The sequence below is a fragment of the Streptomyces marispadix genome, from assembly GCF_022524345.1.
Taxonomy (GTDB): Bacteria; Actinomycetota; Actinomycetes; order Streptomycetales; family Streptomycetaceae; genus Streptomyces; species Streptomyces marispadix.
On sequence record NZ_JAKWJU010000002.1, the window covers coordinates 2,717,164 to 2,741,053 of the forward strand.

The 23,890-nt window shown below is 72.7% G+C and carries 20 protein-coding genes and 1 pseudogene; 9 read left to right on the forward strand and 12 right to left on the reverse strand.

Annotated features, from left to right (window positions below):
• The first annotated feature begins 15 nt into the window (after positions 1 to 15).
• Positions 16 to 1,011 carry an aldo/keto reductase gene (locus MMA15_RS11225; RefSeq protein ID WP_241058963.1) on the forward strand — a complete coding sequence of 332 codons (996 nt, stop codon included), beginning with the start codon at positions 16 to 18 and terminating at the stop codon, positions 1,009 to 1,011.
• Between the two features lie 227 nt (positions 1,012 to 1,238).
• Here the strand turns inward: MMA15_RS11225 and MMA15_RS11230 are convergent, their stop codons facing one another.
• From MMA15_RS11230 to MMA15_RS11240, 3 genes are all read right to left on the reverse strand, one after another.
• Entirely contained in the window at positions 1,239 to 1,949 is a 711-nt protein-coding gene (locus tag MMA15_RS11230; RefSeq protein WP_241058964.1) for a 2'-5' RNA ligase family protein, read from the reverse strand.
• An 81-nt stretch (positions 1,950 to 2,030) separates the two neighbouring features.
• The gene (locus tag MMA15_RS11235) at positions 2,031 to 3,548 is read right to left on the reverse strand and encodes an MFS transporter (protein ID WP_372498226.1); all 1,518 of its coding nucleotides are present in this window, start codon (positions 3,546 to 3,548) and stop codon (positions 2,031 to 2,033) included.
• Positions 3,549 to 3,795: 247 nt separating this feature from the next.
• Entirely contained in the window at positions 3,796 to 4,173 is a 378-nt protein-coding gene (locus tag MMA15_RS11240) for a MarR family winged helix-turn-helix transcriptional regulator (RefSeq protein WP_241063143.1), read from the reverse strand.
• A 263-nt stretch (positions 4,174 to 4,436) separates the two neighbouring features.
• On the opposite strand from MMA15_RS11240, the gene MMA15_RS11245 reads away from it, so the two are divergent.
• Entirely contained in the window at positions 4,437 to 4,733 is a 297-nt protein-coding gene (locus MMA15_RS11245) for a ribbon-helix-helix protein, CopG family (protein ID WP_241058965.1), read from the forward strand.
• Here MMA15_RS11245 and MMA15_RS11250 read toward each other — a convergent pair.
• Positions 4,693 to 5,439, reverse strand: a pseudogene (locus MMA15_RS11250) (NCS2 family permease); the annotation flags it as partial. The gene MMA15_RS11245 and the pseudogene MMA15_RS11250 sit on opposite strands and share 41 nt — an antisense overlap.
• Positions 5,440 to 5,576: 137 nt before the next feature.
• On the opposite strand from MMA15_RS11250, the gene MMA15_RS11255 reads away from it, so the two are divergent.
• The 4 genes from MMA15_RS11255 to MMA15_RS11270 all read left to right on the forward strand — a co-directional run bounded on the left by MMA15_RS11255 (position 5,577) and on the right by MMA15_RS11270 (position 10,031).
• Complete coding sequence (locus tag MMA15_RS11255) at positions 5,577 to 5,834, forward strand: DUF2530 domain-containing protein (RefSeq protein WP_372498336.1); 258 nt, start codon at positions 5,577 to 5,579, stop codon at positions 5,832 to 5,834.
• Between the two features lie 194 nt (positions 5,835 to 6,028).
• A complete protein-coding gene (locus MMA15_RS11260; RefSeq protein ID WP_241058967.1) occupies positions 6,029 to 6,736 on the forward strand; it encodes an antibiotic biosynthesis monooxygenase in 708 nt (235 codons plus the stop codon).
• 208 nt (positions 6,737 to 6,944) lie between these two features.
• A complete protein-coding gene (locus MMA15_RS11265) occupies positions 6,945 to 7,238 on the forward strand; it encodes an ANTAR domain-containing protein (RefSeq protein ID WP_241058968.1) in 294 nt (97 codons plus the stop codon).
• 21 nt (positions 7,239 to 7,259) lie between these two features.
• Positions 7,260 to 10,031 carry an HAD-IC family P-type ATPase gene (locus tag MMA15_RS11270; protein WP_241058969.1) on the forward strand — a complete coding sequence of 924 codons (2,772 nt, stop codon included), beginning with the start codon at positions 7,260 to 7,262 and terminating at the stop codon, positions 10,029 to 10,031.
• Here the strand turns inward: MMA15_RS11270 and MMA15_RS11275 are convergent.
• From MMA15_RS11275 to MMA15_RS11290, 4 genes are all read right to left on the reverse strand, one after another.
• Positions 10,028 to 11,023 (reverse strand): phosphotransferase, encoded by a 996-nt coding sequence (locus MMA15_RS11275; RefSeq protein WP_241058970.1) that lies wholly within the window; start codon positions 11,021 to 11,023, stop codon positions 10,028 to 10,030. The genes MMA15_RS11270 and MMA15_RS11275 overlap by 4 nt on opposite strands.
• Before the next feature lie 82 nt (positions 11,024 to 11,105).
• A complete protein-coding gene (locus tag MMA15_RS11280; protein WP_241058971.1) occupies positions 11,106 to 11,750 on the reverse strand; it encodes a dihydrofolate reductase family protein in 645 nt (214 codons plus the stop codon).
• A gap of 177 nt (positions 11,751 to 11,927) precedes the next feature.
• On the reverse strand, positions 11,928 to 15,098 hold the full coding sequence (locus MMA15_RS11285) for a sacsin N-terminal ATP-binding-like domain-containing protein (RefSeq protein ID WP_241058972.1): 3,171 nt from the start codon (positions 15,096 to 15,098) through the stop codon (positions 11,928 to 11,930).
• Between the two features lie 426 nt (positions 15,099 to 15,524).
• Complete coding sequence (locus tag MMA15_RS11290) at positions 15,525 to 16,484, reverse strand: DUF3027 domain-containing protein (RefSeq protein WP_241058973.1); 960 nt, start codon at positions 16,482 to 16,484, stop codon at positions 15,525 to 15,527.
• Positions 16,485 to 16,815: 331 nt separating this feature from the next.
• Here MMA15_RS11290 and MMA15_RS11295 point away from each other — a divergent pair, with 331 nt between their 5' ends.
• The 3 genes from MMA15_RS11295 (at position 16,816) to MMA15_RS11305 (ending at position 20,010) form a co-directional block, all read left to right on the forward strand.
• Entirely contained in the window at positions 16,816 to 18,195 is a 1,380-nt protein-coding gene (locus tag MMA15_RS11295) for an MFS transporter (RefSeq protein ID WP_372498227.1), read from the forward strand.
• Positions 18,196 to 18,310: 115 nt separating this feature from the next.
• The gene (locus MMA15_RS11300) at positions 18,311 to 19,048 is read left to right on the forward strand and encodes a futalosine hydrolase (protein ID WP_241058974.1); all 738 of its coding nucleotides are present in this window, start codon (positions 18,311 to 18,313) and stop codon (positions 19,046 to 19,048) included.
• A gap of 110 nt (positions 19,049 to 19,158) precedes the next feature.
• Positions 19,159 to 20,010, forward strand: coding sequence for a 1,4-dihydroxy-6-naphtoate synthase (locus tag MMA15_RS11305; protein WP_241063145.1), 852 nt, complete (start codon positions 19,159 to 19,161; stop codon positions 20,008 to 20,010).
• Between the two features lie 135 nt (positions 20,011 to 20,145).
• Here MMA15_RS11305 and MMA15_RS27875 read toward each other — a convergent pair whose 3' ends face one another.
• The 4 genes from MMA15_RS27875 to MMA15_RS11325 form a co-directional block, all read right to left on the reverse strand.
• Positions 20,146 to 20,529 carry a cold-shock protein gene (locus MMA15_RS27875; protein ID WP_070019891.1) on the reverse strand — a complete coding sequence of 128 codons (384 nt, stop codon included), beginning with the start codon at positions 20,527 to 20,529 and terminating at the stop codon, positions 20,146 to 20,148.
• 432 nt (positions 20,530 to 20,961) lie between these two features.
• Complete coding sequence (locus MMA15_RS11315) at positions 20,962 to 21,663, reverse strand: HAD family hydrolase (protein WP_241058975.1); 702 nt, start codon at positions 21,661 to 21,663, stop codon at positions 20,962 to 20,964.
• A 33-nt stretch (positions 21,664 to 21,696) separates the two neighbouring features.
• Positions 21,697 to 22,617, reverse strand: coding sequence for a carbon-nitrogen hydrolase family protein (locus tag MMA15_RS11320; protein ID WP_241058976.1), 921 nt, complete (start codon positions 22,615 to 22,617; stop codon positions 21,697 to 21,699).
• Between the two features lie 47 nt (positions 22,618 to 22,664).
• Positions 22,665 to 23,846 carry a hypothetical protein gene (locus MMA15_RS11325; protein WP_241058977.1) on the reverse strand — a complete coding sequence of 394 codons (1,182 nt, stop codon included), beginning with the start codon at positions 23,844 to 23,846 and terminating at the stop codon, positions 22,665 to 22,667.
• Positions 23,847 to 23,890 lie beyond the last annotated feature (44 nt).

A 23,890-nucleotide genomic window follows, 5' to 3' on the forward strand; every position in this document is an offset into this window, starting at 1 on the left:
CTTGGCTCTACGGACATGGAGTACACGCAGCTTGGCCGCACCGGCCTCAAGGTCAGCCGGATCGTCCTGGGGACGATGAACTTCGGACCACAGACGGACGAGCCCGGCTCTCACGCGATCATGGACGCCGCGCAGAGCGCCGGAATCAACTTCTTCGACACCGCCAACGTGTACGGCTGGGGCGCGAACAAGGGCCGCACCGAGGAGATCATCGGCACCTGGTTCGCCAAGGGCGGCGGCAGGCGCGAGAAGACCGTGCTGGCCACCAAGGTGTTCGGGAGCATGGCCGCCGAGGGCGACACCACTCCCAACCAGGACCGGCTCTCGGCGCTGAACATCCGCAGGGCAGTCGACGCGAGCCTCAAGAGGCTCCAAACCGACCACATCGACCTCTACCAGTTCCACCACGTGGACCGCAGGACTCCCTGGGACGAGATCTGGCAGGCCATCGACGTACTCGTCCAGCAGGGCAAGATCATCTACGCGGGCTCCTCCAACCACGCCGGCTGGCACATCGCACAGGCCAACGAGACGGCCGCCCGGCGCGGCACCTACGGCCTCGTCAGCGAGCAGTGCCTCTACAACCTCGCCGAGCGACGGGCCGAGATGGAGGTGATCCCCGCGGCACAGCAGTACGGCCTGGGCGTCATCCCGTGGTCGCCGCTGCACGGCGGCCTGCTCGGCGGAGCCATCCGCAAGGAGGCGGAGGGCGGCGGCGCACGCAGCACCTCGGGCCGCTCGGCCGACACGCTGGCGAACTCTCAGGTCCGCGAGCAGATCCAGCGCTACGAGGACCTGCTCGCGGAGCACGGCCTCGACCCGGGCGAGACGGCACTGGCGTGGCTGCTCTCACGGCCGGGCGTGACCGGCCCGATCGTCGGCCCGCGCCTTCCGGAGCAGCTCGAATCCGCCGTGCGCGCCGTGGAACTCGAGCTCGACGACGGGCTGCTGGCCTCGCTGGAGGAGATCTTCCCCGGGCCGGGGCCGTCGCCGGAGGCGTTCGCCTGGTAGGGCCGCAGGCACGGACGGGACCGGCGGCGGGCGCCGCGGCCTTCACACCGCACACCCGCACGCCGGTCCGGCTGCCGTGTGGCCGGGCCTGCGTTCGCAGCCCGCGGCCGGGGCCTACGCTCCGACCGCGGCTGCGACGGCCACCACGATGAGCATCAGCACGAGCGCACCGCTGACGATGCGCGTCCTCGTCTTGGTATTCACGGATCCAACGGTAACCAAGTCCGTCATCTGCCCAGCGGCCAGGCGGCGATCCGCTCGTAGCGGGGCTGCTCGCCGGGGACTCCGCTCTCCGGCAAGTTGCTTCGTACGAGGGCGAGTTCGGCCGCCGTCCAGGGCTCGCCCGCGAACGCGTCGAGTTCCGCGATATACGGGCCCAGGTCGAGCTGCGAGGATCTCGCGCGGGCCAGGGTCAGATGCGCGCGGAAACGGCGGGGCTCGTCCGTGCCGAGGCCCACTCGGCGCCCGGCGGCGGCGGTCGTGGAGGCGAGCCTGCGCAGCGCCTCGGCGGCGGCCGGGCCGTATGCGGGGTCATGTGCCGGGGCGTGTGCCTCGTCACGCACCGGGCCGGGGACCTCGTCACGCACCGGGCCGGGTGCCGCGCCGTCCGTACCGGCAGGACCCGTGGCCCCCTCCTCGGCGGGCGCGCCCGCGACGGCCGCCCACAGCGACCTGTGGCCGAACTGCCCGCCGCCCGCGATACGCAGCCGCAGCGGGCGCCCGCGTGCGGCCGTTCGGGACAGTCGTTCGCGCAGCCCGTCGAGCTGTCCGTCGCCGACCTCGCCGTAGAAGGCCAGGGTGATGTGCCAGTTGGCACGGTCCGCCCAGCGCAGCCGCCCGGCGCCGTCCATGGCACGCAACTGCGCGACCTTCTCCGCCAGTTGGGCCGTCCCGTCCAGTACGTGCGCGGGCGGCAGCAGAGCCGTGAAGAGTCTCATGACCCCAGCATGGCCCGGGGCGCCCCAGACGCGGGCCCCCGAGGGACGCCCCAGAGCCGGGGCATCCGGGACGTCCCGGCGCTACGCCGCGGAAGTCACCCGTTCCCGCTCGGAGTCGGGCGCCGGATTCCGCGATTCCCGCCCCTCACGAGATTCCCGCGATTCCCGGGCCTCCCGCTGCTCCCGCGGCTCCCTCGGTACGAACGTCAGATGACGGTGCCCCCGCCGCAGGTCCACGCGGAGCCGCAGCCCGCCTGCCCGCGCCAGCGCCAGTCCGACGCCCACGGCCACGACCGCCGAGATCACCCCGCCGGACAAAAAGCCGATTCGGGGGCCGAAGGTGTCGGTGACCCAGCCCATGAGCGGCCCGCCGATGGGCGTACCGCCCATGAACACCATCATGTAGAGGCTCATCACGCGGCCCCTCATCGCCGGGTCCGAGGCGGTCTGCACGCTGGAGTTGGCGGTGACGTTGAACGTCAGCCCCATGATCCCGATGGGCGCCATCAGCGCGGCGAAGAGCCAGAAGGACGGCGAGAGCGCCGCCGCGACCTCCAGCACCCCGAAGATGAGCGCCGCACCCGTCAGCAGCCGCATGCGGGAGGTGCCCCGCCGCGCCGACAGCAGCGCGCCCACCACCGACCCCACGGCCATCAACGTGTTGAGCAGCCCGTATGTACCGGCGCCCTCCTCGAAGACGCGGTGTGTGAACGCCGTGAGCCAGATCGGGAAGTTGAAGCCGAACGTGCCGATGAAGCCGACGAGGACGATCGGCCAGATCAGCTCGGGATGGCTGCGCACATACGTCAGGCCCTCGCGAAGCTGACCCTTGCTGCGCGGTGCGCGCTCGCTGCTGTGCAGTTCGCCGGTACGCATCAGCAGCAGCCCGGTGAGCGGCGCGATGAACGAGAGGCCGTTGAAGAGGAACGCCCAGCCGCTTCCCACGGCGGAGATCATCACGCCGGCGATCGCGGGCCCGACGAGGCGTGCGCTCTGGAAGTTGGCGGAGTTGAGCGAGACCGCGTTGCCGATCTGGGCCGGGCCGACCATCTCCGAGACGAAGGTCTGCCGCGTCGGATTGTCGAGCACGGTGGCCAGGCCGAGCACGAAGGCGAGCGCGTAGACGTGTACGACGTGCACGTTGCCGCTGAGCGTCAGCGCCGCGAGCGCGAGCCCGGTGAGGCCCATGACGGACTGGGTGATCAGCAGCAGCCTGCGCTTGTCGCAGCGGTCGGCGACGACTCCTCCGTAGAGACCGAAGAGCAGCAGCGGCAGGAACTGGAGGGCCGTGGTGATGCCGACGGCCGTCGCCGAGCCGGTGAGGCTGAGGACCAGCCAGTCCTGGGCGATGCGCTGCATCCAGGTGCCGGTGTTGGAGACGGCCTGGCCGATCGCGAAGAGACGGTAGTTGCGTATTCGCAGGGACGAGAACATCGACGGCTTGGCGCCCGGCGGTCGTCCCTCGGTGTGTCCGGTGCCGCCCGTGGTGTCCGCCGGTCCGGCGGCACGTTCGTGCGGTGCGTTCTGTGGCTTGTCTTCGGGGTTCTGTGGCTTGTCATCAGGTGCGGGTGCGGATTCTGTTCCGTGGCCCGTACTCAAATCGCCTTCGCCTCCTCGTTCTCTGCGTCTGTGTCTGCGTCTGTGGCCGCGTCTGTGGCCGCGTGCGCGTGCGCCTTCTCGCGCCTGTCCGTCCTTGCGCCTGTCCGTCCTTGCGCCCGTACGTCCGCGTGCGCGCGACCGCACAGCCTGCTCCCGGCGCGGCCGTCCGACGGCTCACGCAGCGCCTCTCGTAACGCCGTGACCACCACGAGCCGGGGCGCGGCGCCCCGGGCCGACGGCCCCGCGGCTACGAGTGCGCCAGCTTCTCCAGCACGGGGGCCGCGGCGCGCAGCCGCTCCCACTCGTCGTCGTCGAGCCGCTCCGTCAGCTCTGCCAGCCATGCGTTCCGCTTCTCGCGGCTGGCGGCGAGCATCGTCTCGGCACGCTCGGTCTGCGTGACCGTCTTCTGGCGGCGGTCGTCGGGGTGCGGCTCCAGGCGAACCAGGCCCTTCGCCTCCAGCATCGAGACGATGCGGGTCATCGACGGCGGCTGCACATGCTCCTTGCGGGCCAGTTCGCTGGGCGTGGCCGAGCCGCAGCGGGCTAGCGTGCCGAGCACGGACATCTCCGTCGGGCTCAGCGACTCGTCGACCCGCTGGTGCTTCAGCCGCCGCGAGAGGCGCATGACGGCGGTACGCAGCGAGTTCACCGCCGCCGCGTCCAGATCGCTCGCGGTGGCGCCCGTTTCCACGACGGCGCCCGCTCCGGCGGGGGCGGGAACCGTGATGTGACGCTCGGATGTCTCCGGCATGTTGTTAGCGTAACTCATTACCCGGTCTAATGACCACCCCGTGAGAAGGTCACGGTCTGTACGCCGGATCACACATACGAGTGACTTCGCACGGAAATCTGAGGCATCACCCTGGGCGCTCCCGGGACCGTGGACGCATGACTTCGACGACCTCGAAGGTGCTCAGCCTGCGAATGGACAGCGATCTGTTCGACCGGCTGCACGCCCACGCCGCGAAGCGCGGCATGAGCGCCCAGGACTACGTGGTCCGTGCGCTCGTGCGCCACGACTTCGACGAAAGGCTCCAGACCTCGGTCGAGGAGACGGAGCGATTCTTCGGCTCGTCACCGTGCGAGCACGACCTCAAGAGCCGTAGGGGCACGGGCGAGGAGGCCGACTCCCGCACGGACGAGGTCACTTCACGCCCAGAGCCTGCTCGATCGGGTCGAGCGTGAAGTAGACGAGGAAGCAGGCGCCGACGACGTTCAGCAGCCACGGCACCTCACGGCTCCGCCCGGTCACCGCCTTCAGCAGGATGAGGGCCGGCACCCCGAGGCCGATCCCGTTGGTGATGCTGTACGTGAAGGGCATCGCGACCACCGTCAGGAACGCCGGTACCGCGATGGCCGGATCGACCATCAAGATCCGTCCCATCCCGGGCAGTTGGCCGTTCTCGTCGGTGAGGCCCGACTCCTCGCCGACGCCGGTGATCGTGCCCATGGCGTCGAAGAAGCCGGACAGCAGCACCGTGAAGACGAAGAGGCAGCCGGTCAGCGGTCCGACCTCGCCGAAGCCGCCGAAGAGGCTGACCTGACCGACCAGGCCGAAGTCCGGCGTGCTCACCACCGAGTCCGGCACCCTCGGCACGTCCAGGCCCCAGGCGGAGTCGGGTACGTCCGCGAGCGCGTTGACGACGATCGCGACGACGGTCGTCGTGACGATGCCGATGAGGATGGCGCCCCTGATCTTGCGTACGACGAGCACGAACATCAGCGCCACGCCGAGCACGAAGACCAGCACGGGCCAGCCCTTCAACTGGCCGCCTTGCCCCAGCCCCAGCGGCACGTTGGTGTTCGCGGAGTCCGGATTGCGCGTGACGAAGCCGGAGTCGACGAGGCCGATCAGCGTGATGAAGAGGCCGATTCCGATGGCGATGGCACGGACGCGTACCGCCCGCAGCCAACGGCCTCCCCCACCTCCGGCGCCCTCGATAGGCTGATCCGGCTGTCTCCGCCCGGCGGCACACCGCACGGGCACAGGCACCACGAGCGCGAGAGGAAGCTGCGGCGATGGGTCTGATGAACCGCTGGACCGACGGCCAGCGCGAAGCCCCCGAGCCCCTGGAGGGCCCGGTCATGGGCACCGTCCTGGTCGGCACGGGCGTCTGGTTCGTCGCCTTCCTCGCCCAGCTTCCGTTCTACGGCTGGTACGAGGACCACGGGCACACCTGGTTCATCTGGACGTGCGCCGCCGGCGCGGGCCTCGGGCTGCTCGGGGTGTGGTACGTGCGGGCGCGTGAGCGCGCCATGCGGCGTGAAGGCCGGGACTCCTCCTGACCGCTTGTCTGCCTGGCTGGCTGCCTGGCTGCCTGCTGTCGCCGGCTCCCTTGACTTCAACGGAGCTTCAAGTACGAGCGTGGGTCATGAGCGCCGTCGCCCCTGCCATCGCCCCTGTGACGCCGCCCGCCCGTACGCCCCACGTGCGTACGCGGCGTACTGCCGTACCCCCGTACTCATGGAGGCAGCAGCCCATGACCGCCACCGAGCGCACCACCGCACATCCGGACCCCGCACGCGAGGACTCCCGCGTCGCCTTCTTCAGCAGATGGCACCTGCCGGGACCGGAGGCCGGGCGGGCGGCCCTGGACGCGATCGCCGCCGTCTGGGAGCGGGAGCCCTGGCCGTCGCCGGGTCTGCTCGGATACCACCTCTACGAGGGCGAGGACGGCGGGACCCTGCTGCACCACTCGCAGTGGACGGGCGAGGACGCCTACGAGGACTACGTACGCGACCACCGCGGGACCCGCAACGAGGAGATCGACGCCGCCGTGCCGGGCATCGAACGCCTCGGGCTGGGCCGCTACCGCCACTACCGCGGCGGCCGGGCCGAGGGCGACAGCAGGGTGCCGGGCTGTGTCGTGACCGTCTCCGTCGAGTTCGACGGCCCGGACCCAGATCGTCAACGCGCCTGGGTGGACGCGGTGTTCGAGGCGCTGCGCACCGATCCGCAGCCGCCGCCCGGCGGCGTCTCGGCTCACTTCCACCTCTCGACGGACGGCGAGCGCGTGCTGAACTACGCGGAGTGGGAGAGCGCGCAGGCCCATGCCGACGCCCTCGCCGCCCCCGGGCGCGGCATCGGCGGCCCGACCGCGGAGTGGGAGCGGGTGCAGCGGTTTCCGGGGCTGAAGCGGAGCAGTGTGCGCCGCTACCGGCATGTGTACGGGCTCGTGCCCCGCTGAGGCGCGGAGCATGGCCGAGTCACGGAGCGCTCGCTCGCGATGCCCGGTGCACGGTGCCCCACAGCGTCGTTCTTCCTGCTCGCACGGGGACTTGCGGCTCCCGCCCGTAACACCGGAATGCGTATGATCCAGCGTTAGGGCATATGCCCGTCAGCTCTCAGTGTCGGCGGTGCGCCACAGGTCACCCTGAGCGGAATAAGGGGCAGCAATGGGCGACGTGGAGGATCCGCTTGCCGAGCTGGAGCAGCTTCGCCGCGCGATGGAGACGCGTCCGGTCATCGACCAGGCGCACGGCGTCCTCATGGCCGCCTACCGCTGCACCCCGGACGGGGCGTGGAACGTACTCGTCGACGTCTCGCAGCGCACCAACGTGAAGCTCCACAAGGTCGCCGCCGCGCTGGTCGCGACCACACAGGGCGATCCGCTGCCCGACCCGCTGAGCACCGCGCTGCGTACCGCACTGGACGCCACGGAGTCGGACGAAGCAGGGCAAGGCACCTGAAACGCCCGTAACGTCGAATGCATGACGGAGCGGACGGGGGCCGCCGGGACGCACACCGGAGACGGCCCGCAGCGCGGGCTGAGCGCCGCCGAGGTGGCGGCACGTACCGCACGTGGTGAGATCAACGACGTACCGGTGCGCAGCAGCCGCTCCCTCATGGAGATCGTCCGCGCCAACGTCTTCACCCGCTTCAACGCCATCATCGGCGTACTCTTCGTGATCATCCTCTTCGTGGGGCCCGTGCAGGACAGCCTGTTCGGCTTCGTGATCCTCGCGAACACCCTCATCGGCATCGTCCAGGAGCTGCGAGCCAAGCGGACCCTGGACAACCTGGCCGTCATCGGCGAGGTGCGGCCCCTCGTACGGCGTGACGGCACGGGCGTCTCGCTGTCCGCCTCGCAGATCGTGCTGGGCGACCTCATCGAGATCCGCCCGGGAGACAAGTGCGTCGTGGACGGCGAGGTGACCGAAGCCGACAGCCTGGAGATCGACGAGTCGCTGCTGACCGGCGAGGCCGATCCCGTCGTCAAGCAGCCGGGCGACCCCGTCATGTCCGGCAGTTTCGTCGTCGCGGGCAGCGGCGCCTTCACCGCGACGCGGGTGGGGCGGGCCGCCTACGCCGCGCAGCTCGCGGAGGAGGCCAGCCGCTTCACCCTCGTGCACTCCGAGCTGCGCAACGGCATCAACGACCTGCTGAAGTACGTGACTTGGGTGATCGTCCCGACCGGTGTCGGCCTGGTGCTCAGTCAGCTCGTCGTAGAGCAGACGGGCCTGGAGAACGCCGTGCGCCGCATGGTCGGCGGCATCGCGCCGATGGTGCCGGAGGGCCTGGTGCTGCTGACGTCGATCGCCTTCGCCATCGGGGTCGTACGGCTGGGCCGTAAGAAGTGCCTCGTGCAGGAGCTGCCCGCGATCGAGGGGCTGGCACGGGTGGACGTCGTCTGCCTCGACAAGACGGGCACCCTCACCGAGGGCGGTATGGACGTGGCCGAGGTGCGGGTCCTACGGAACGGGGTGCTCCGGGACGGGCCCCGGACGGACGGGCCCCCGCCGGACGGAGACGGGCAGAGCGGAGACGGGCAGAGCGGAGACGGGCAGGGCGGAGACGGACAGAGCGGAGACGGGCAGGGCGGAGACGGACAGGGCGGAGACGCGAAGGGCAGAGACGCGAAGGGCGAGTACGACGGTGCCTATGTCGCGCGGGTGCTCGCGGCGCTGGGCTCCGCCGACCCGAGGCCCAACGCGAGCATGCGGGCCATCGTCGACGCGTATCCCCGGGACGCGCACCTCCTGGGCGGAGAGGGGGGCGGCGGCAGCGACGGAGGGGACGGCGGGACCGGCAAGAACAGCCGCACCGGCAAGGGCGACGGCGGTACCGGCGGGACCGGCAGCCTCGACGGCGCCGGCAGCGTCGACGGAAACGCACACGACGGGCACCCGGACCGCCGCTGGGGCCTCGGCCCGTGGCAGACGGCGCAGTCGCTGCCCTTCTCCTCGGCCCGCAAGTACAGCGGCGCCACCCTCGTCGAACCCGACGGCACCCGCCGCACCTGGCTGCTCGGCGCCCCCGACGTCCTGCTTCCGCGCGGCCACCCCGCCACCGCGGACGTCGAGCAGCTCAGCCGCGAGGGCCTGCGGGTGCTGCTGCTGGCCGCCACCGACCGGGGACCGGACGCCCCGGAGGCCGTCGACGGCGCCCGCCCCGCCGCTCTCGTCGTACTGCAACAGCGGCTGCGGCCGGACGCCGGTGACATCCTGCGCTACTTCAACGACCAGGGCGTCGCCGCGAAAGTGCTCTCGGGCGACAACGCCGTCTCCGTCGGTGCCGTGGCCGCCGAACTCCGGCTGCCGGGCGCACACAACCCCGTCGACGCCGGCCGGCTGCCCGGCGACGCACCCGGAGTCGTAAGGGCGCTGGAGAGCGGCACGGTATTCGGGCGGGTCACGCCGCGGCAGAAGCAGACCATGGTCGGCTCGCTCCAGGAGCACGGCCACCACGTCGCGATGACGGGCGACGGCGTCAACGACGTGCTGGCGCTGAAGAACGCCGACATCGGCGTCGCCATGGGCACCGGTTCGGAGGCGACACGTGCCGTGGCCCAGATCGTGCTGCTCGACGACAGCTTCGCCTCGCTCCCGTCCGTCGTCGCCGAGGGCCGCCGCGTCATCGGCAACATCGAACGCGTCGCCAACCTCTTCCTCACCAAGACCGTCTACTCGGTGCTGCTGGCCCTGCTGGTGATCGCCTGGCAGGTGCCCTATCCCTTCCTGCCGCGCCATCTGACGCTGGTGTCGTCGCTGACCATCGGCATCCCCGCGTTCTTCCTCGCGCTGGCGCCCAACCGGGAGCGGGCGAAGCCGCACTTCGTGGGGAGAGTCATGCGGTACTCGGTGCCCGCGGGGCTCGTCGCCGGTGCGGCGACCTTCGCTACGTATCTGCTGGCCCGCGGCCACTACGCCGGGCCGGGGGCGCTGGCGGCCGAGACGAGCGTGGCGACGCTGACGCTGTTCCTGATCGCGATGTGGGTCCTCGCGATCGTCGCCAGGCCGTATAGCTGGTGGCGGGTCGGGCTGGTGCTCACCATGGGCCTGGGCTTCGTGGTCGTGCTTGCCATTCCGGTCCTCCAGCGCTTCTTCGCACTGAGGCTGGTGGGTACGGCGATGCCGCTGACCTCGCTCGCCGTGGCAGCGGCTTCGGCTGTCGCGCTGGAGATCATCTGGGTACGGGTGGCTCGTCGCGGCAACCACGCCGGGCGCCGGCCCACCGGCTCAGAGCCCGATACGCGCGACTAGAACGCGTACCAGCGCACCGCCGCGTCGTCCCGCCTCAGCGACTCGACACGGCGGTCGAACTCCCGGCGCGCCGCCGGGTTCGCGGGGGCGTGCTGCGCCACCCAGGCGCAGGCCGCCGTCTCGCGTGCGCCGCGCAGCACCGCACAGCCCGGCCACTCCCGCACGTCCCAGCCGTAGGCCCGTACGAAGCCGGAGTAGGCCGCCTCGTCCAGCCCGTAACGGTCGAGGCTCAACGTGAGGACCACGAGGTCGTGCTCGCGCAGATCGTCGGAGAAGGTCTCCAGATCGACCAGCAGCGGGCCGTCCGGGCCGACATGGACGTTGCGGGGCAGTGCGTCGCCGTGCAGCGGGCCCGGCGGCAGTACGGGGGTCAACTCGGCCACGGCGGCGTCGAAGTCGTCACGTCGCGCCCGCAGATACGCCGCGTCCGCCGCGGGCACCGCGTCCCCAGCGAGCCGCAGCCAGCGCTCCACACCGGAGAGCAGATCGCGGCGCGGCAGCTCGAACTCCGGTGTCTCCAGGGCGTGTACGAGCCGCAGCAGCACGGCGAGGTCCGCGGGTGTCGCCTCCCGTACGGGCTCGGGCAGACGCCGCCAGTAAGTCAGCGGATGGCCGTCCACGACGGTGACCTCGGGGCGGGCCGCGCGCACGGCGGGCACCCGCTGCTGCTCAAGCCAAGCGGCGACGCGCAGTTCGCGCTCGGCACGGGCGAGGAGGGAAGGGTCGCGTCCGACGCGTACGACGAGCGGCTCCGGGGCGTGGGGCGGGTCCAGCGCGAACACCGCGTTCTCGCCGAGCGCCAGCAGCACCGCGTGCTCACCGGTCGCCGCGCCGACACCGGCCACCGCTTGCTCGTCGTGCCCGGCGTGCTCGTGCCCGGCGGCGGACGCGAGCAGTTCCCGCGCCCGCGCCTCGGTGAACGGCCGCGCCCCCGGCCGCCGATGGCTCTGCTGCTGCCGCCGCTGCTCCCCGTGCTCCGCGCCTTGCCCCATCCGGGCAGCGTAGGCGGTGCCACGCCCGGTGCCCGGTTCGCACCCCGCGCCCCCGGGCCCGCTCCCCCATGCTCTTGGCGCCCTACTCGTAGTACGCGGCGTCCTCGTCCGGCAGCTCGAACGACCCGTACTCCGGCCGTCCCGCTCGTTCATAGGTGTGGATCGCGATGCCGGTGCCTGTCGTCATGGAGTCCTTGAGCCTCATCGCCGTCGGCAGCGCACCGTCCCCGAAGAGCCGTTCGCCGTTGCCGAGGACGACGGGATACGTCAGCAGATGGAAGACGTCGATGAGGTCGTGCGCCATGAGAGACCGGGCGAGTGCACCGCTGCCGTGGATCTGGAGTTCGCCCTCCGGCTGCTCCTTCTTCAGCTCGGCGATGCGCTCCGGGACGTTCTCGCCGAGCAGCGTGGTGTTGTACCAGTCGGCGGACGTGAGCGTCGTCGAAGCCACGTACTTCGGAAGGGTGTTGAGCTTGGTCGCGACCGGGTCGTCGGGGTCGGTGACGCGCGGCCAGTGCGCGGCGAAGATCTCATACGTACGGCGTCCCAGCACGAAGCCCTGGGCCTCGGCGAAGTTCCTGGAGATGAAGGTGCCCAGGTCGGCGTCCACATAGGGGACGACCCAGCCGCCCTGCTGGAAGCCGCCGGTGGTGTCCTCGTTGGGGCCGCCGGGCCCCTGCATGACGCCGTCCAGGGACAGGAACGTGGTGAGCGTGAGAGTAGTCATGCGGAGGAGGACCGGCGGCCGGGGCGTAACTCATCGAGCCCGGCGGGGGATGCCGTACGGATGCGGTGCCGCGCGGATGCCCCACGGACGCCGTACGGACGGCGCTTGAACAGCGCGCACGGACGGCGGACGGACCCCGCGGAGCCGGCTCGCGCCCGCTTCACCCGGCCCCGGCCGTCATTCGAACCAGCGTGCCCGCTCCAGCTCCGCCACCCGCCCCGGGTCCTCCAGCAGCGCGGCCACCTCGAAGCGGCGGCCCCAGCGGCCCGCCGCCCACGCCAGACCCGCGGCGACGCCCTCCAGCGTCGCCGCGTGCAGCACGCCGTCCGAGGTGCGCCGCCACTCCACGTCCACGCCGTCCACGACCAGTTCGTCGTGTTCGTAGTACGTGCGCGGCGCCTCCGGAAGCAGCAGACGCACGGCGTCCGGGACCTCCCGCTCCGTGCCCTCGCCGGAGGCCGCCGCGTCGATGCGTCCGGGCACCGTCTCGCTGAGCCGCCGCACCTCCAGCACCGCCGCCAGATCCGCGGCGTGCGCGGGAGGCACCGGCAGCAGCCGTCGGTCGCCCGCCGCGGGCACCAGATCGGGCGCGTCGGCGATCACGGCCTCGTCCCTCGGCACGACCTCGACGGCGCCCGTTCCGGCCCTTACGGCACACAACTCCTCGGGCAGCGTGACCTCTTCGGGGTCGAGCCGTGCCAACAGCCCGTAGAGACCGTGGAGCCGGGAGTGGTCCACCTCCGACTCGGGGTCGGCCAGGCGCCGCAGCAGCTCCGCCGCGCCGCCCGGCTCCTCCAGCAGCGCCGCCGCGGACGTGCGGATGCCGAGCGCCCGCAGCACCTCGGCGTCGCCGAACCCGGCGTCGGCCTCCTCGTACAGCCCCTCCAGCAGCGGATCGCCGCCTGCGGCGCGCAGCCCGGCGGGCCGCCGCCCGTCCAGTACGGGGTGGCCGCGCAGCCACCACGCGGTGTACGGGCGTACGGTCTCCGTCACGCCGCCGGGCAGCAGCACCCGTACGGGCTGGGTCAGCGCGTCCCGCAGCGGCGGACGCGCGAGCATCGCCAGCGCCTCCGGCCAGCAGTCGTCGTCGACGAGGTCCAGGTCGCGCACGGCCACCAGCTCGGAGGCGACGGGCGGCACGGCCATGTCGAGGCCGGGCTCCTCCCCGTCCCCGCCCTGAGCGGAGGAGAGCTGGTCCAGTACGTCCTCGCACCACACGTCCACGGCGTCGAGGAGGCCCGGGTCGTCCGGTTCGGCGAAGTCGCCCTCGCGCGGCTCCAGTTCGTCAGGATCGAGCACCACGTCGACGGCCCTGACCAGCACGAAGTCCGCCTGCACGCCGACCGCGGTCAGTGGCTGCTCGCCCCAGCGCTCCGCCAACTCACCGTCGCATGCGGCGAGTTCGCCCTCGCGGATGACGCTTTCGAAGTCGCTGCCGGGATAGACGAGTTCACCGGCCGGCGCGGGCTCACCGTCCTCGTCGGGCAGAGCCAGCGCCCCCAGCCACGGCTCGTCGCCGGGACCCAGCCCCGCGTCCCTCGCCAGCCCCAGTACGACCTCCGCCAACTCCTCGGCGTCCAGGGGGCCTTCGCCCTCCTCCGCGAGGTCCCACGCGTCGCCGTCGTCCAGCGAGGCCGCCACCGCCGCCCTCACCTGCGGGGTCGTCAGCACGGCCCGCGGTGTGGCGGCCGTCGCCCCCAGCTTCTCCAACAGCGGGTGCACAGCGTCCTCGTGGGCGACCTTCAGGCCGAGCCGTGACAGCCGCCCCGCCCGCTCCGGCTCCATCGACGAACCCGGCGACGGCAGCAGCACCTGGCGCGGCCCGATCGCCGTCCGAGTGCCGGGGCCCGCCAGCGGCACCGGAAGCCCCGTCAACCGGTCGGGGTCGACGCCGGCCAGCGACTCGTACAGGCGCCGCCACCACTGAGGGGGCCGCACCACTCCCGCGAGCCGGTCGATGACCTCGCCCAGCGGCACCCTCGCGACGTCCAGCGCCCGCAGCACCGCTCGCCGTTCCATCCCGGCTGGCAGCAGGCTCGGGAACAGCTCCGCCAGCACTCCGACCGTGGCGGCGCCCGCGCCTTCGGCGATCTCCGCCTCGCGCGGACGCAGCACGACCGGTTCGCCGTCCTCGTCCTTACCGGCACCCGCCAGGAACCGCACACTTGGAAGCTTCGACAGCAGCAACCGCCGCAGCCCGCCGTCGAGTTCGCCCTTGCCGAGCGGGCCGGGCACCAGGTCCACGACGTCCGCCGTCACCGGACGCCAGTCACGCAGCAGCCGCACATAGGCGTCCGCGGCGCGCTCCAGCAGGAAGTCCGTGAGCGGGCCGGGCGCGACGTGGCGCCGCGTCGGCTCCAGCGGGAAGCTCGCGATCAACAGCGCGGGCAGGCCCAGCGGTTCGTCCGTCGGCGTCGGCGCGTGTACGCAAGGCGCCGTCGGGGGCCGCACGGGAGCACCGTCGTCCACCGGCACGGCCCACGTCACCGACCACGCCGCGCGCATGCGCTCCTCGACGGGCCGGTCCTGAAGCAGCGCGGCGTCCGCCACTCCGCTGTCGCTCTCGACGCGCCAGCGCCGTACGCCTCCGTCGCCCCGGCGTACCTCCACGAACGGGCCGTCCGTATGGCGGGTGAGCGTCCTGGCGCCCTCGTCGGTCTCCACCACGACCTCGTCGAGTCCGGGCAGCGTCAGCAGCAGCGCGTCGTCGACCTCCGCCAGCAGCCGCTCCGCCAACTCCCTCGCGCCCGCGTCCCGCAGCGGCAGCACCACCGCGGTGTCGTAGCCCTCGGGTGCCTCTCCCTCGGTGGGCAACGGCAGGCGCAGCAGCGGCGCGTGGCCCTCACGGCGGCGCAACTCCTCGGCGAGCGCGGGCACTTCGCGTGCCGCGTCCAGAACCATCTCCCGCGCCTCGTCCAGCGACCAGCGCACCCCGCCCCCGGCGCCCAGTACGGCGGGCTCGTCGCAGACGGAGAGCACCGCGGAGAAACCCACCCCGAACCGGCCCACGGCGGCGGCGTCCTGGGTGTCCCGCTTGGCGGAGGCACGCAGCGTGGACAGCGACTCGACGCCCTCGGCGTCCAGCGGCGCACCGGTGTTGGACGCCACGAGCACACCGTCGCGCAGGGTGAGGCGCAGCCGCCCGGGGGCATCGGCGCGGGCGGCCGCGTCGGAGGCGTTCTGCGCGAGTTCCACGACGAGCCGGTCGCGGTAGCCGCCGAGCGCCAGCTCCTGCTCGGCGTTGGCGTCCTCACGGAACCGCGCGGGCGAGGCGATCCAGGCGTCCAGCACACCGCGCCGCAGCCGCGCCGTCCCGAACGGGTCCGCCGGCGTCTCTTCCTGCCCCATGACCGCCTCCTCCATCACACGGCACCTCGCGTCCCGCGTCGTGACGGTACGGCATCAGCGGGGCGGCCCGTTCCGGCGAGGTGCCCGTAGCGGACGGGCAGGCCGCGGAAGGGAAACCGTTGAGGCGGTGGCCAAGTCACGGCGGCTGCGCCGCGGCGCCGGCACCCGGGCACCTGCGTTTCGGCTCAACTCATGGGCGGCGAGAGCGCGTTGGGGCGAGGGCCCGGCGTACGGACGGCTCCGCAGGCGGCCTGCTCGCCCGACGGGGCCGCCCATGGAACGGGACCGGACGACCCAGCGGCCCGTGAGGTGAAGCGGAACCGCGGGACCCGCGGCCCGGCCCGGATCAGCCCGGCCCGGCCCGGATCAGCCCGGCTCGGCAGGGCCCGGCTCAACTCGGCCCGGCCCCGTCCGGCTCGGCCCGGCTCAGGACAGCTCGTCTGCCCGTGTCTCGTCGACCACCGGGGGCGGCGGCTGCGGCGGCTTCGGCATGACCGCCGCCTCCGAGTGGCCCCCGCAGCCGTACGCCAGGGACACCACATGGCCGTCCGCCGGGCTGTACTCGTTCGCGCAGACGCCGAACGCCTGCCGCAGCGGCCCCGCGAGCGGCATCAGAAAGCCGCACGTCACACAACTCGCCGGTGCGGACTGGGCCATGGCCGTGTCCGCTCCGTACTCCTCGTCCCAGCGGTCTGCCGACGTCTCCAGTCCGTAGCGGGAGAGCACACGGGGGCGGCCCATGCCCAGCTCCTCGGCGACCGCCGTGATCGTGCCCCGCTCCGGGGGCGTGACCGTCTCGGCAGGCGACCCCGGTTCGATCTCGGCGTCCACCGCCTCGGCGACCTCTTCGACGCCGGGCGTCACGGTCGCTCCGGCTGCTCCGGCGCCCGCCGTACGGGCCGTGGTCTCCGCACCCTCCGGGGGCCCGGCGCCGAGGGCCGCTTCGGCACCCGCGGACGCCTCCTCGGACTCTCCGACCTCGCCCGCTCCTCCGGGCACCAGCCGCGGATCGTCCGCCTCCGTCGGCAGCAGGTCCCCGGGTCCGAGGTCGCCCGGCCGCAGCCGCTCGCTCCAGGGGACCCACTCGGGAGCCAGCAGCGCATCGGGCCCGGGCAGCAGCACCGTCTCGTCCAGCGTGACGGTCTTGGCACGTGACGCCCTGGTCAGGGTGGCGGCCCAACGCCAGCCCCGATAGGCCGACTCCAGGCATTCGAAGAAGTGCGTGACGACACGGTCCCCGTCGGCGACGGCCTCGATGTGGTCGCCGACCTGCCCGGGCCCCGCCGCCGCCTCCACGGCCTCGCGGGCGAGCGCGACGGCTTCGGCGCAGAGCCGGTCCGGGGCAGGGGTGCGGCGGGTACGGCCGCTTCGCGTCGCGGCGGTCATGCTGCACTCACAAGAATCGTCTCTCCTACGCCATAGCGCCGTTGTCGGCGTGCACTCCCGTACGGCGGCCGGGTAGAGGACGCTTCCCCTGCCTTCGGCGGGGACGCCCCTTGGTTTGCGGACGGAGCGGGACCTGGGAGCCGCTGCGAACGTCCGCGCCCCGCTCGGGGCCGTGCGGAGCACACCGGCGACCACGCTACCCCACGGAATCGCCCGGCCGCCCCGGAGGGATTCCCTGCGCCCCCGACGACGAACCGCCCGCCCCGTGCGGACTGTCCGTCCGGCGTGGACTGTCCGCATCCGTCACCCCGCCTGGGGCAGACTGAAGCTCGTGGCTGCCGGGCCGGGACGCGCACGTCGTCTGCTCGATGGAGCCGCGCGTGCCGTACGACGGCCACCCGCGGCGGCGGCCCGTCGCCTCCGGCGCTTCACTCACGGCGAGGGCGCCGGTGAGTCCGGCCTCGGCAGGCTCATCGAACTCCATGCCGTGAACTCCGCCGGCGACATGCTGATCACCGTCGCCCTCGCCTCCACGGTCTTCTTCTCCGTACCGACCGGTGAGGCCCGTGGGCGGGTGGCGCTCTACCTCCTGGTGACGATGGCGCCGTTCGCGCTGCTCGCGCCCGTGATCGGGCCGCTGCTGGACAGGGTGCCGCACGGCCGCCGCGCCGCGATGGCCGCGTCGATGCTGGCGCGTGCGCTGCTTGCGCTGGCGATGTCCGGCGCGGTGGAGACGGGACGCCTGGATCTGTATCCGGCGGCGCTGGCGGTGCTGGTGTCGTCGAAGGCATACGGGGTGGTGCGCTCGGCGGTGGTGCCGAGGCTGCTGCCACCCACCTTCTCGCTGGTGAAGGCCAATTCGAGGGTCACGCTGGCGGGACTCGTGGCCACGGGCGCCGCGGCGCCGCTCGGTGCGGGGCTGCACCAGTTCGGGGCGGCGCTGCCGCTGTACGCGGCGTCCGCCGTGTTCGTGCTGGGCATGTTCCTGTCCTTCTCGCTGCACGGCAGGGTCGACTCGGCGAAGGGCGAACGCAAGGCCCGGCTCGCGCCCCGCCTCGCCCCGGGCCCCTCCCGTGCTGCCGGCGGGCGGGCCGCGAAGGACGGCAAGCGGCCCGGACTCCGTACCGTCGGCCCGTCCGTGAGCAACGCGCTGATCGCCAACTCCGCACTGCGCGGCCTCTCCGGCTTCCTCACCTTCTTCCTCGCCTTCCTCCTGCGCGATCAGCCGCTCACCGGGCTGTCCGGCGCGGTGTCGCTGGGTCTGGTGGCCGTCGCGGCGGGCGGCGGCAACGCCCTCGGCACGGCGATCGGCGCCTGGCTCAAGTCCAGAGGACCGGAAGTGATCATCGCGGGGGTGATGGGGTGCGCCCTCGCCGCCACCGTCGCCGCCGCACTGGTCTACGGGACGGTCACGGCCGCGCTCGTCACGGCCGCCGCCGGTATCTCACAGGCCCTGGGCAAGCTGTCGCTCGACGCGCTGATCCAGCGGGACGTGCCGGAGGAGGTCCGCACATCCGCGTTCGCTCGTTCGGAGACGCTGATGCAGATGTCGTGGGTCGTCGGCGGCGGCCTGGGCATCTCGCTGCCGCTGATCGCGCCGCTGGGGATGGCGGTGGGTGCGGTGGTGATCGCCGCGGGGGCCCTCTTCTCCGTACGGAGTCTGCTGCGGGCGGCCAGACGACACGGAGCCACGCGGCCCCGGGTGGCCTGACGCGCGCACGGCGCCCCAAGGGTGCGACGACGGCAGCAACGGGCCGGGCGCCCCGGAGGCCCGCACGCCGACGGCCGCGCGCTCCGGTGCTCCCCCGCGCCGGTAGCCTGCGGCCATGTCCCCCGCGCGAATCCTGATCGTCACCGCCGTGACCGCCGAGCGGGACGCCGTGGTGGCCGGTCTGGAGCGGAACGGGCCGAGCACCGACACAGGGACGGGCACGGACACCGAGGTGAACGCGGACACCGAGCTGCACGCGGACACCGAGCTGCACGCGGACACCGAGGTGATCGCCGCCGGGGCCGGACCTGCCGCCGCCGCTGCCGGTACGGCCACCGCGCTCACGTCCGCGGCGTCGGCCGGTGCGCCCTTCACCCTCGTCGTCTCGGCGGGCATCGCCGGCGGCTTCGAACAGCCCCCGGGCACCGTCGTCGTGGCCTCGTCGATCGTCGCCGCCGACCTCGGCGCCGACACCTCCGAGGGCTTCGCGTCGGTCGCCGACCTGGGCTTCGGCAGGGCGGAGCACCGCCCGCCGCCCGCACTCGCAAGGGACGTGGCCGAGGCGGCAGGCGCGGTGTACGGACCGGTGCTCACGGTGTCCACGGTGACCGGAACGGCCGCCCGCGCAAGGGAGTTGGCATCCCGGCACCCGGGAGCGGTCGCCGAGGCCATGGAGGGCTTCGGCGTGGCCGAGGCGGCGGCCCTGCACGGCGTGCCCGCGCTGGAGATGCGTACCGTCTCCAACTCCGTCGGCCCGCGCGACCGTGCCGCATGGCGCATCCCGCAGGCGCTGGCGGCCCTCGGGACCGGCTGCGCGGCGGCGCTGCCCGTGCTGCGAGCATGGGAAGCATGAGCGACAGCGACGACCACGGGACCGACAGCCGGAGCGCCGACGACCGGGGCGACCACCGCCCGGGCACCCACGGCCAGGGCGACGCCGGCCGGGTCTCCGCGGAGGCCACGCTGAGCATCGCCTTCTCACCATGCCCGAACGACACGTTCGTCTTCGACGCCTGGGTGCACGGCCGGGTGCCGGACGCACCGCCGCTCGACGTGACGTTCGCCGACATCGACGTCACCAACGGCATGGCCGAACGCGGCGAGGGCGACGTGCTGAAGGTGTCGTACGCGGTGCTCCCCTGGATCCTCGGCGACTACGCGCTGCTGCCGTGCGGCGGCGCCCTCGGCCGGGGCTGCGGCCCTCTCGTACTCACCCGGCAGGAGTCGCTGCCGGGCTCGCTGAAGGGCGGGACGGTCGCGGTGCCGAGCGAGCGCTCCACCGCGTACCTGCTCTTCCGCCTGTGGGCGGCCGACCAAGTCCCGGGCGGCGTGGGCGAGGTGGTGGTGCTGCCGTTCCACGAGATCATGCCCGCCGTCCGCGACGGCGAGGTCGACGCCGGGCTCGTGATCCACGAGGCGCGCTTCACCTACCAGCAGTACGGGCTGCACAAGCTGGCCGACATGGGCGAGCACTGGGAGCACACCACCGGCCTGCCGATCCCGCTCGGCGCCATCGTCGCCCGCCGCTCGCTGGGCAGGGAGACGCTGCTGAGGCTCGCGGAGTCGGCACGGGCGTCCGTAAGGGCGGCATGGGACGACCCGGAGGCGTCACGTCCGTATGTGCTGGAGCACGCACAGGAGATGGACCCGTCCGTCGCGGACCAGCACATCGGGCTCTACGTCAACGAGTTCACGGCCGACCTCGGAGACGACGGAATCGCCGCGGTACGAGGGCTGTTGACCCGCGCCGCCGCGGAGGGCCTGGTGCCCCCCTTCCCCGACGACGCACTCGCCTTCCCGCCACGGCACCCATGACGGCCGTGGCGCCTGCGGCACCCGCGATGCCGTGACGCCTCGACGACCGGCTGCGCGCGGGGGCAACGGCTGTTCGGCCACGCGGCCGGGGGTCTCGCGACCTCGCGGCCTCGCGTTCCGCGCAGGAACGTCCGGCTAGACGTCGAGCTGGTCGGCGACGGCCCGCAGCATGCCGGCGATCTTGCGGCCGTGCTGCTTGTCCGGGTACCGGCCGCGCTCAAGGCCCTGGGCGACGCCGTCGAGCAGCGTCGTGAGGTCCTGGACGATGGAGGCCAGTTCGTCGGGCTTGCGCCGCTGCGCCGCCGCGACCGAGGGCGCCGGGTCCAGCACGCTCACCGAGAGGGCCTGGTCACCGCGCTGCCCGGCGACGACGCCGAACTCGACCTTCTGGCCGGGCTTCAGTGCGTCCACTCCGCTGGGCAACACGGAGGAATGCACGAAGACATCGCCGCCGTCGTCGCGGGAGAGGAAGCCGAAGCCCTTCTCGCTGTTGAACCACTTGACCTTGCCGGTAGGCACGTCTGTCCTCGTCCTCGTACTGCCGGGCAGCCTCGGCTGCGTCCTGAAACCTGTGCTCTCGTCCTGAATCTGGCTCCGAAGAGCAAGTTGAGCGGGCCGATGACCCGCTCACCACCAAGGCTAATCCCCCGGTGCCCGGTGACCAGGGGTACTCCCCCACGCTCTGTGGGTGCACCCCCACCCGGGCCCTGGGGCCCAGGGGAGTCGCCGAGCGGTTCCTCCGTGTCCTCCGTATTGCCCACCGATCTACCCTCGCGGCGTGAACACTGAAACGTCCCGGCCCGGTGATCTTCTCGTACGACCAAGGCGGTACGCCCCCTCCGGCGGCGCGGGCTGCTGGGCGGCACGAGCCGGGGAGCACCCGCAGGCCACAGTGGTCGCCTCCGCCTCGCTCGTCCCCGGTGCAACGGCCCGCTCTTCTCCTGCGGCGGATCAGCGCCGCGCGCAGTGACCGGCGAACCAGCCGGGGAAGTCCGGGAGTCCGCCCTCGAGTACGACCGCGGCGCCCGCCGCGCGCAGTTCGTCCGCGCCGCACGGGCCCGTCGGCACCGCGACCGACAGCGCGCCCGCCGTCATCGCCCCTCGTACGTCGCCGGTGTGGTCGCCGACGTAGACGCTCGCGCCGAACTCGCGCAGCGCCTCGGCCTTGGCCTCGGCCCAGAGCCATCCGGCGACCGCGTCGGGCTCGATGCCGAGATGTTCGAGGTGGAGCTTGGCGTTGGGCTCGTGCTTGGCGGTGACGACGACGGCACGGCCGCCCGCTGCCCGCACTGCCGCAACGGCTTCGCGGGCGCCGGGCATCGCGGGCGACGGCTCGACCGCGTACCGGGGATACAGCTCGCGGTAGCGGTCGGCGGCCCGCGGGATCTCGCCGTCGGGGAACCAGTGCGCCAACTCCTGCTCCAGGGGCGGCCCCAGGCGGGTCACGGTCAGAGCGGAGTCGATGTACGTGCCGGTCTCGGCGGACAGCGCCTCATAGGTGGCCTTGATGCCGGGGCGGCTGTCGATGAGCGTCATGTCGAGGTCGAAGCCGACTGTGGGGACCGGGACTTGATCCGAAACGGGGGCCGAAGCGGGGGCCGTGCCGCCGGTGACGCCCGTTGAGTGCAGCTCGTGCGAAGCCATATGGGCCATTCTCCCTCGCCGTTCGGCGGTCGCCGGTGCCGGTCAGAGGCTGGTTCGCCGCTGGGAGCGTGGATCGTCCACCGTCGTACCGCTGTTGAGGACTCCGTCCATCGCCCGCCCGCGCCAGTGCTCGGTGGAGTCGTACAGCGGTGCCCCGGTGTCGAGCGTGGAGATCAGCACGCCCGTACGGTTGCGCGGCAGCCGTCCGGTGGTGACGCCGTCGGCGCGTACGAAGAAGGCGCCCCAACCGCTCTCCCTTGCCGAGGAGTTGGGACAACTGATCCATACGTGGTTCGCCGCCGCGTGGCCCGTGACCGCCGCGGGCATGGTGATCCCGGGGTATGTCCCGGCGGAGTTGAGGTGCAGCACGTCCTCGCCGATGTGCTCGCGGATCGCGGCGACCTTGCCGGGGCTCATGTGCGCGGCGTGGAAGGAGTGCAGCACGAGCTGCGCGCCTCGCCGCTTGTAGTCGCGGTACAGCTCCGGGAAGCGGTAGTCGTAGCAGATCAGCGTGGCGCAGCGGACGCCGCGCACCGTGAAGAGCACCGGGTGGTCGCCGGGTGTGTAGTGGGCGAGGTCGCCCGTGCGTCCCTCGGGGTCGCCGGAGCAGAAGCGCTTGTCGTAGCGGTCGACGAGCGAGCCGCGGTCGTCGATGACGTACAGGCTGTTGTGCGGCTTGTGTTGGCCGGTGAGGCGGTGTGCGGAGCCGAGAACGGCCCAGATCCCCAGTTCGGCGGCGAGTTCCATCACGCGCAGCGTGCAGGCTTCGAGCAACTCCCAGTCGAATCCCCGGTGATCGGGGAAGTCCACGCCCGCGTAGCCCGACAGGGACGCCTCGGGGAAGTGGGCGATATCGGCGCCCTGTTCCTTCGCGGACCTCAACTGTCTTGCGATGTGGCGGCAGTTGCGGTCGATGCGGGCGTCGACGGGGAACTGGCACGTCGCCACCGTCAGCGTCGTCACATCCGGACTCCCCTTCTTCTCCGCCTCGTCGGGGCTCCTCGGCCCGGTTACGGCTTCGGGCGCCGGGCACGCCAGACGAGGAACAGCGCGCTCGCCACGGCCGCGACGCGCAGCACCACCGGACCCGCCTCCGTCAGCGCCCGGCCCAGCTCCTTGCCGCCCTGCGCTATCGGCTCGCCCCACCGCCCTTCGGTGCGGCCCCACAGCCACAGCGCCGTACCGGCCGCCACGAGCCCCGGCATCCCCGCCGCCGCCCACTTGGCCTCCGTACGGCTCAGTCGCGGCGACCACCAGGCGGCCAGCCAGCCCACGCCGAGCGCGATCAGCGAACCGGCCACGGCACCGCCGGCCAGTACCGCTGCCGCCGCCAACTCCACGACGCCGCCCACTCGGGGGCCGGAAGTCCCCACCCGCGCACGACCCGGCAGCAGCCGCCGGGCGCGGCCCGCGGCGCCGTCCCCGGCGGCGCCTTCGCCCGGCGCGCCCTCGCCTCTCTCGTCGTCCGGTGCCTTGCGTGCCGCCGGGACCGTGCTCCTGGGCCGGGAGCCCCCGGGCTGCGCGGCGTCCTCCTCGCCGCCGCCTGGCGGGGGCTTGAGCAGCTCGGGCAGCTCGATGCCGCCGACGAAACCGGGCACCGGCTCGCCGAACGTACGGCTGCCGCCGCCGTCTCCGTACGGGGTGGGATCGACGCGCCACCAGTCGGGGTCGGACTCCTCGGGGCCAAGCTCGTCCATGCCCGCGAGATGGGGCGCGCCCGCACCGTACGAGGCCGTGGACGCCGGGGGCGGCGCGGGCTCGGGCGGGCGCTTGCGGAGCGAGATCTTCGGGCGCTTGACGAGCCGGTCGCCGCCGGACTCGCTCCCGGACGAGCCCTCGCCTGAGGGGCGGTGCACGTATCGGCCCTCGCCCCCGGCGGCCGGCGCCTCCGAGGAACCGGAGAACCCGCCCGAAGCGCCGGACCCGCCCGCGTCACCGGAAGTCCCCGAGCCGCCCGAAGACCCCGAGCCGCGGGCAGCCACGACCTCCTCGGGCTTCCCCAGCCGCGCGAGGATCTTCTTCACCGCGGCCTTGCTCTCGGCGCCGCCCTCCTCCGCCCTCATGCGGTCGATCTCGCCGCGCAGGCCGGTCACCAGGCGTGCCCGTTCCGCGGCCGTCATCGGCGTGCTGTGGGCCAGGTCACCGATCCGGCTCAGATAATCGAATACGAGCTTGTCGCTCTCGATCCCCACCAATTCCCCAACGACTGCTAGCCCTTGGCGCCTGCCCTGCCGTT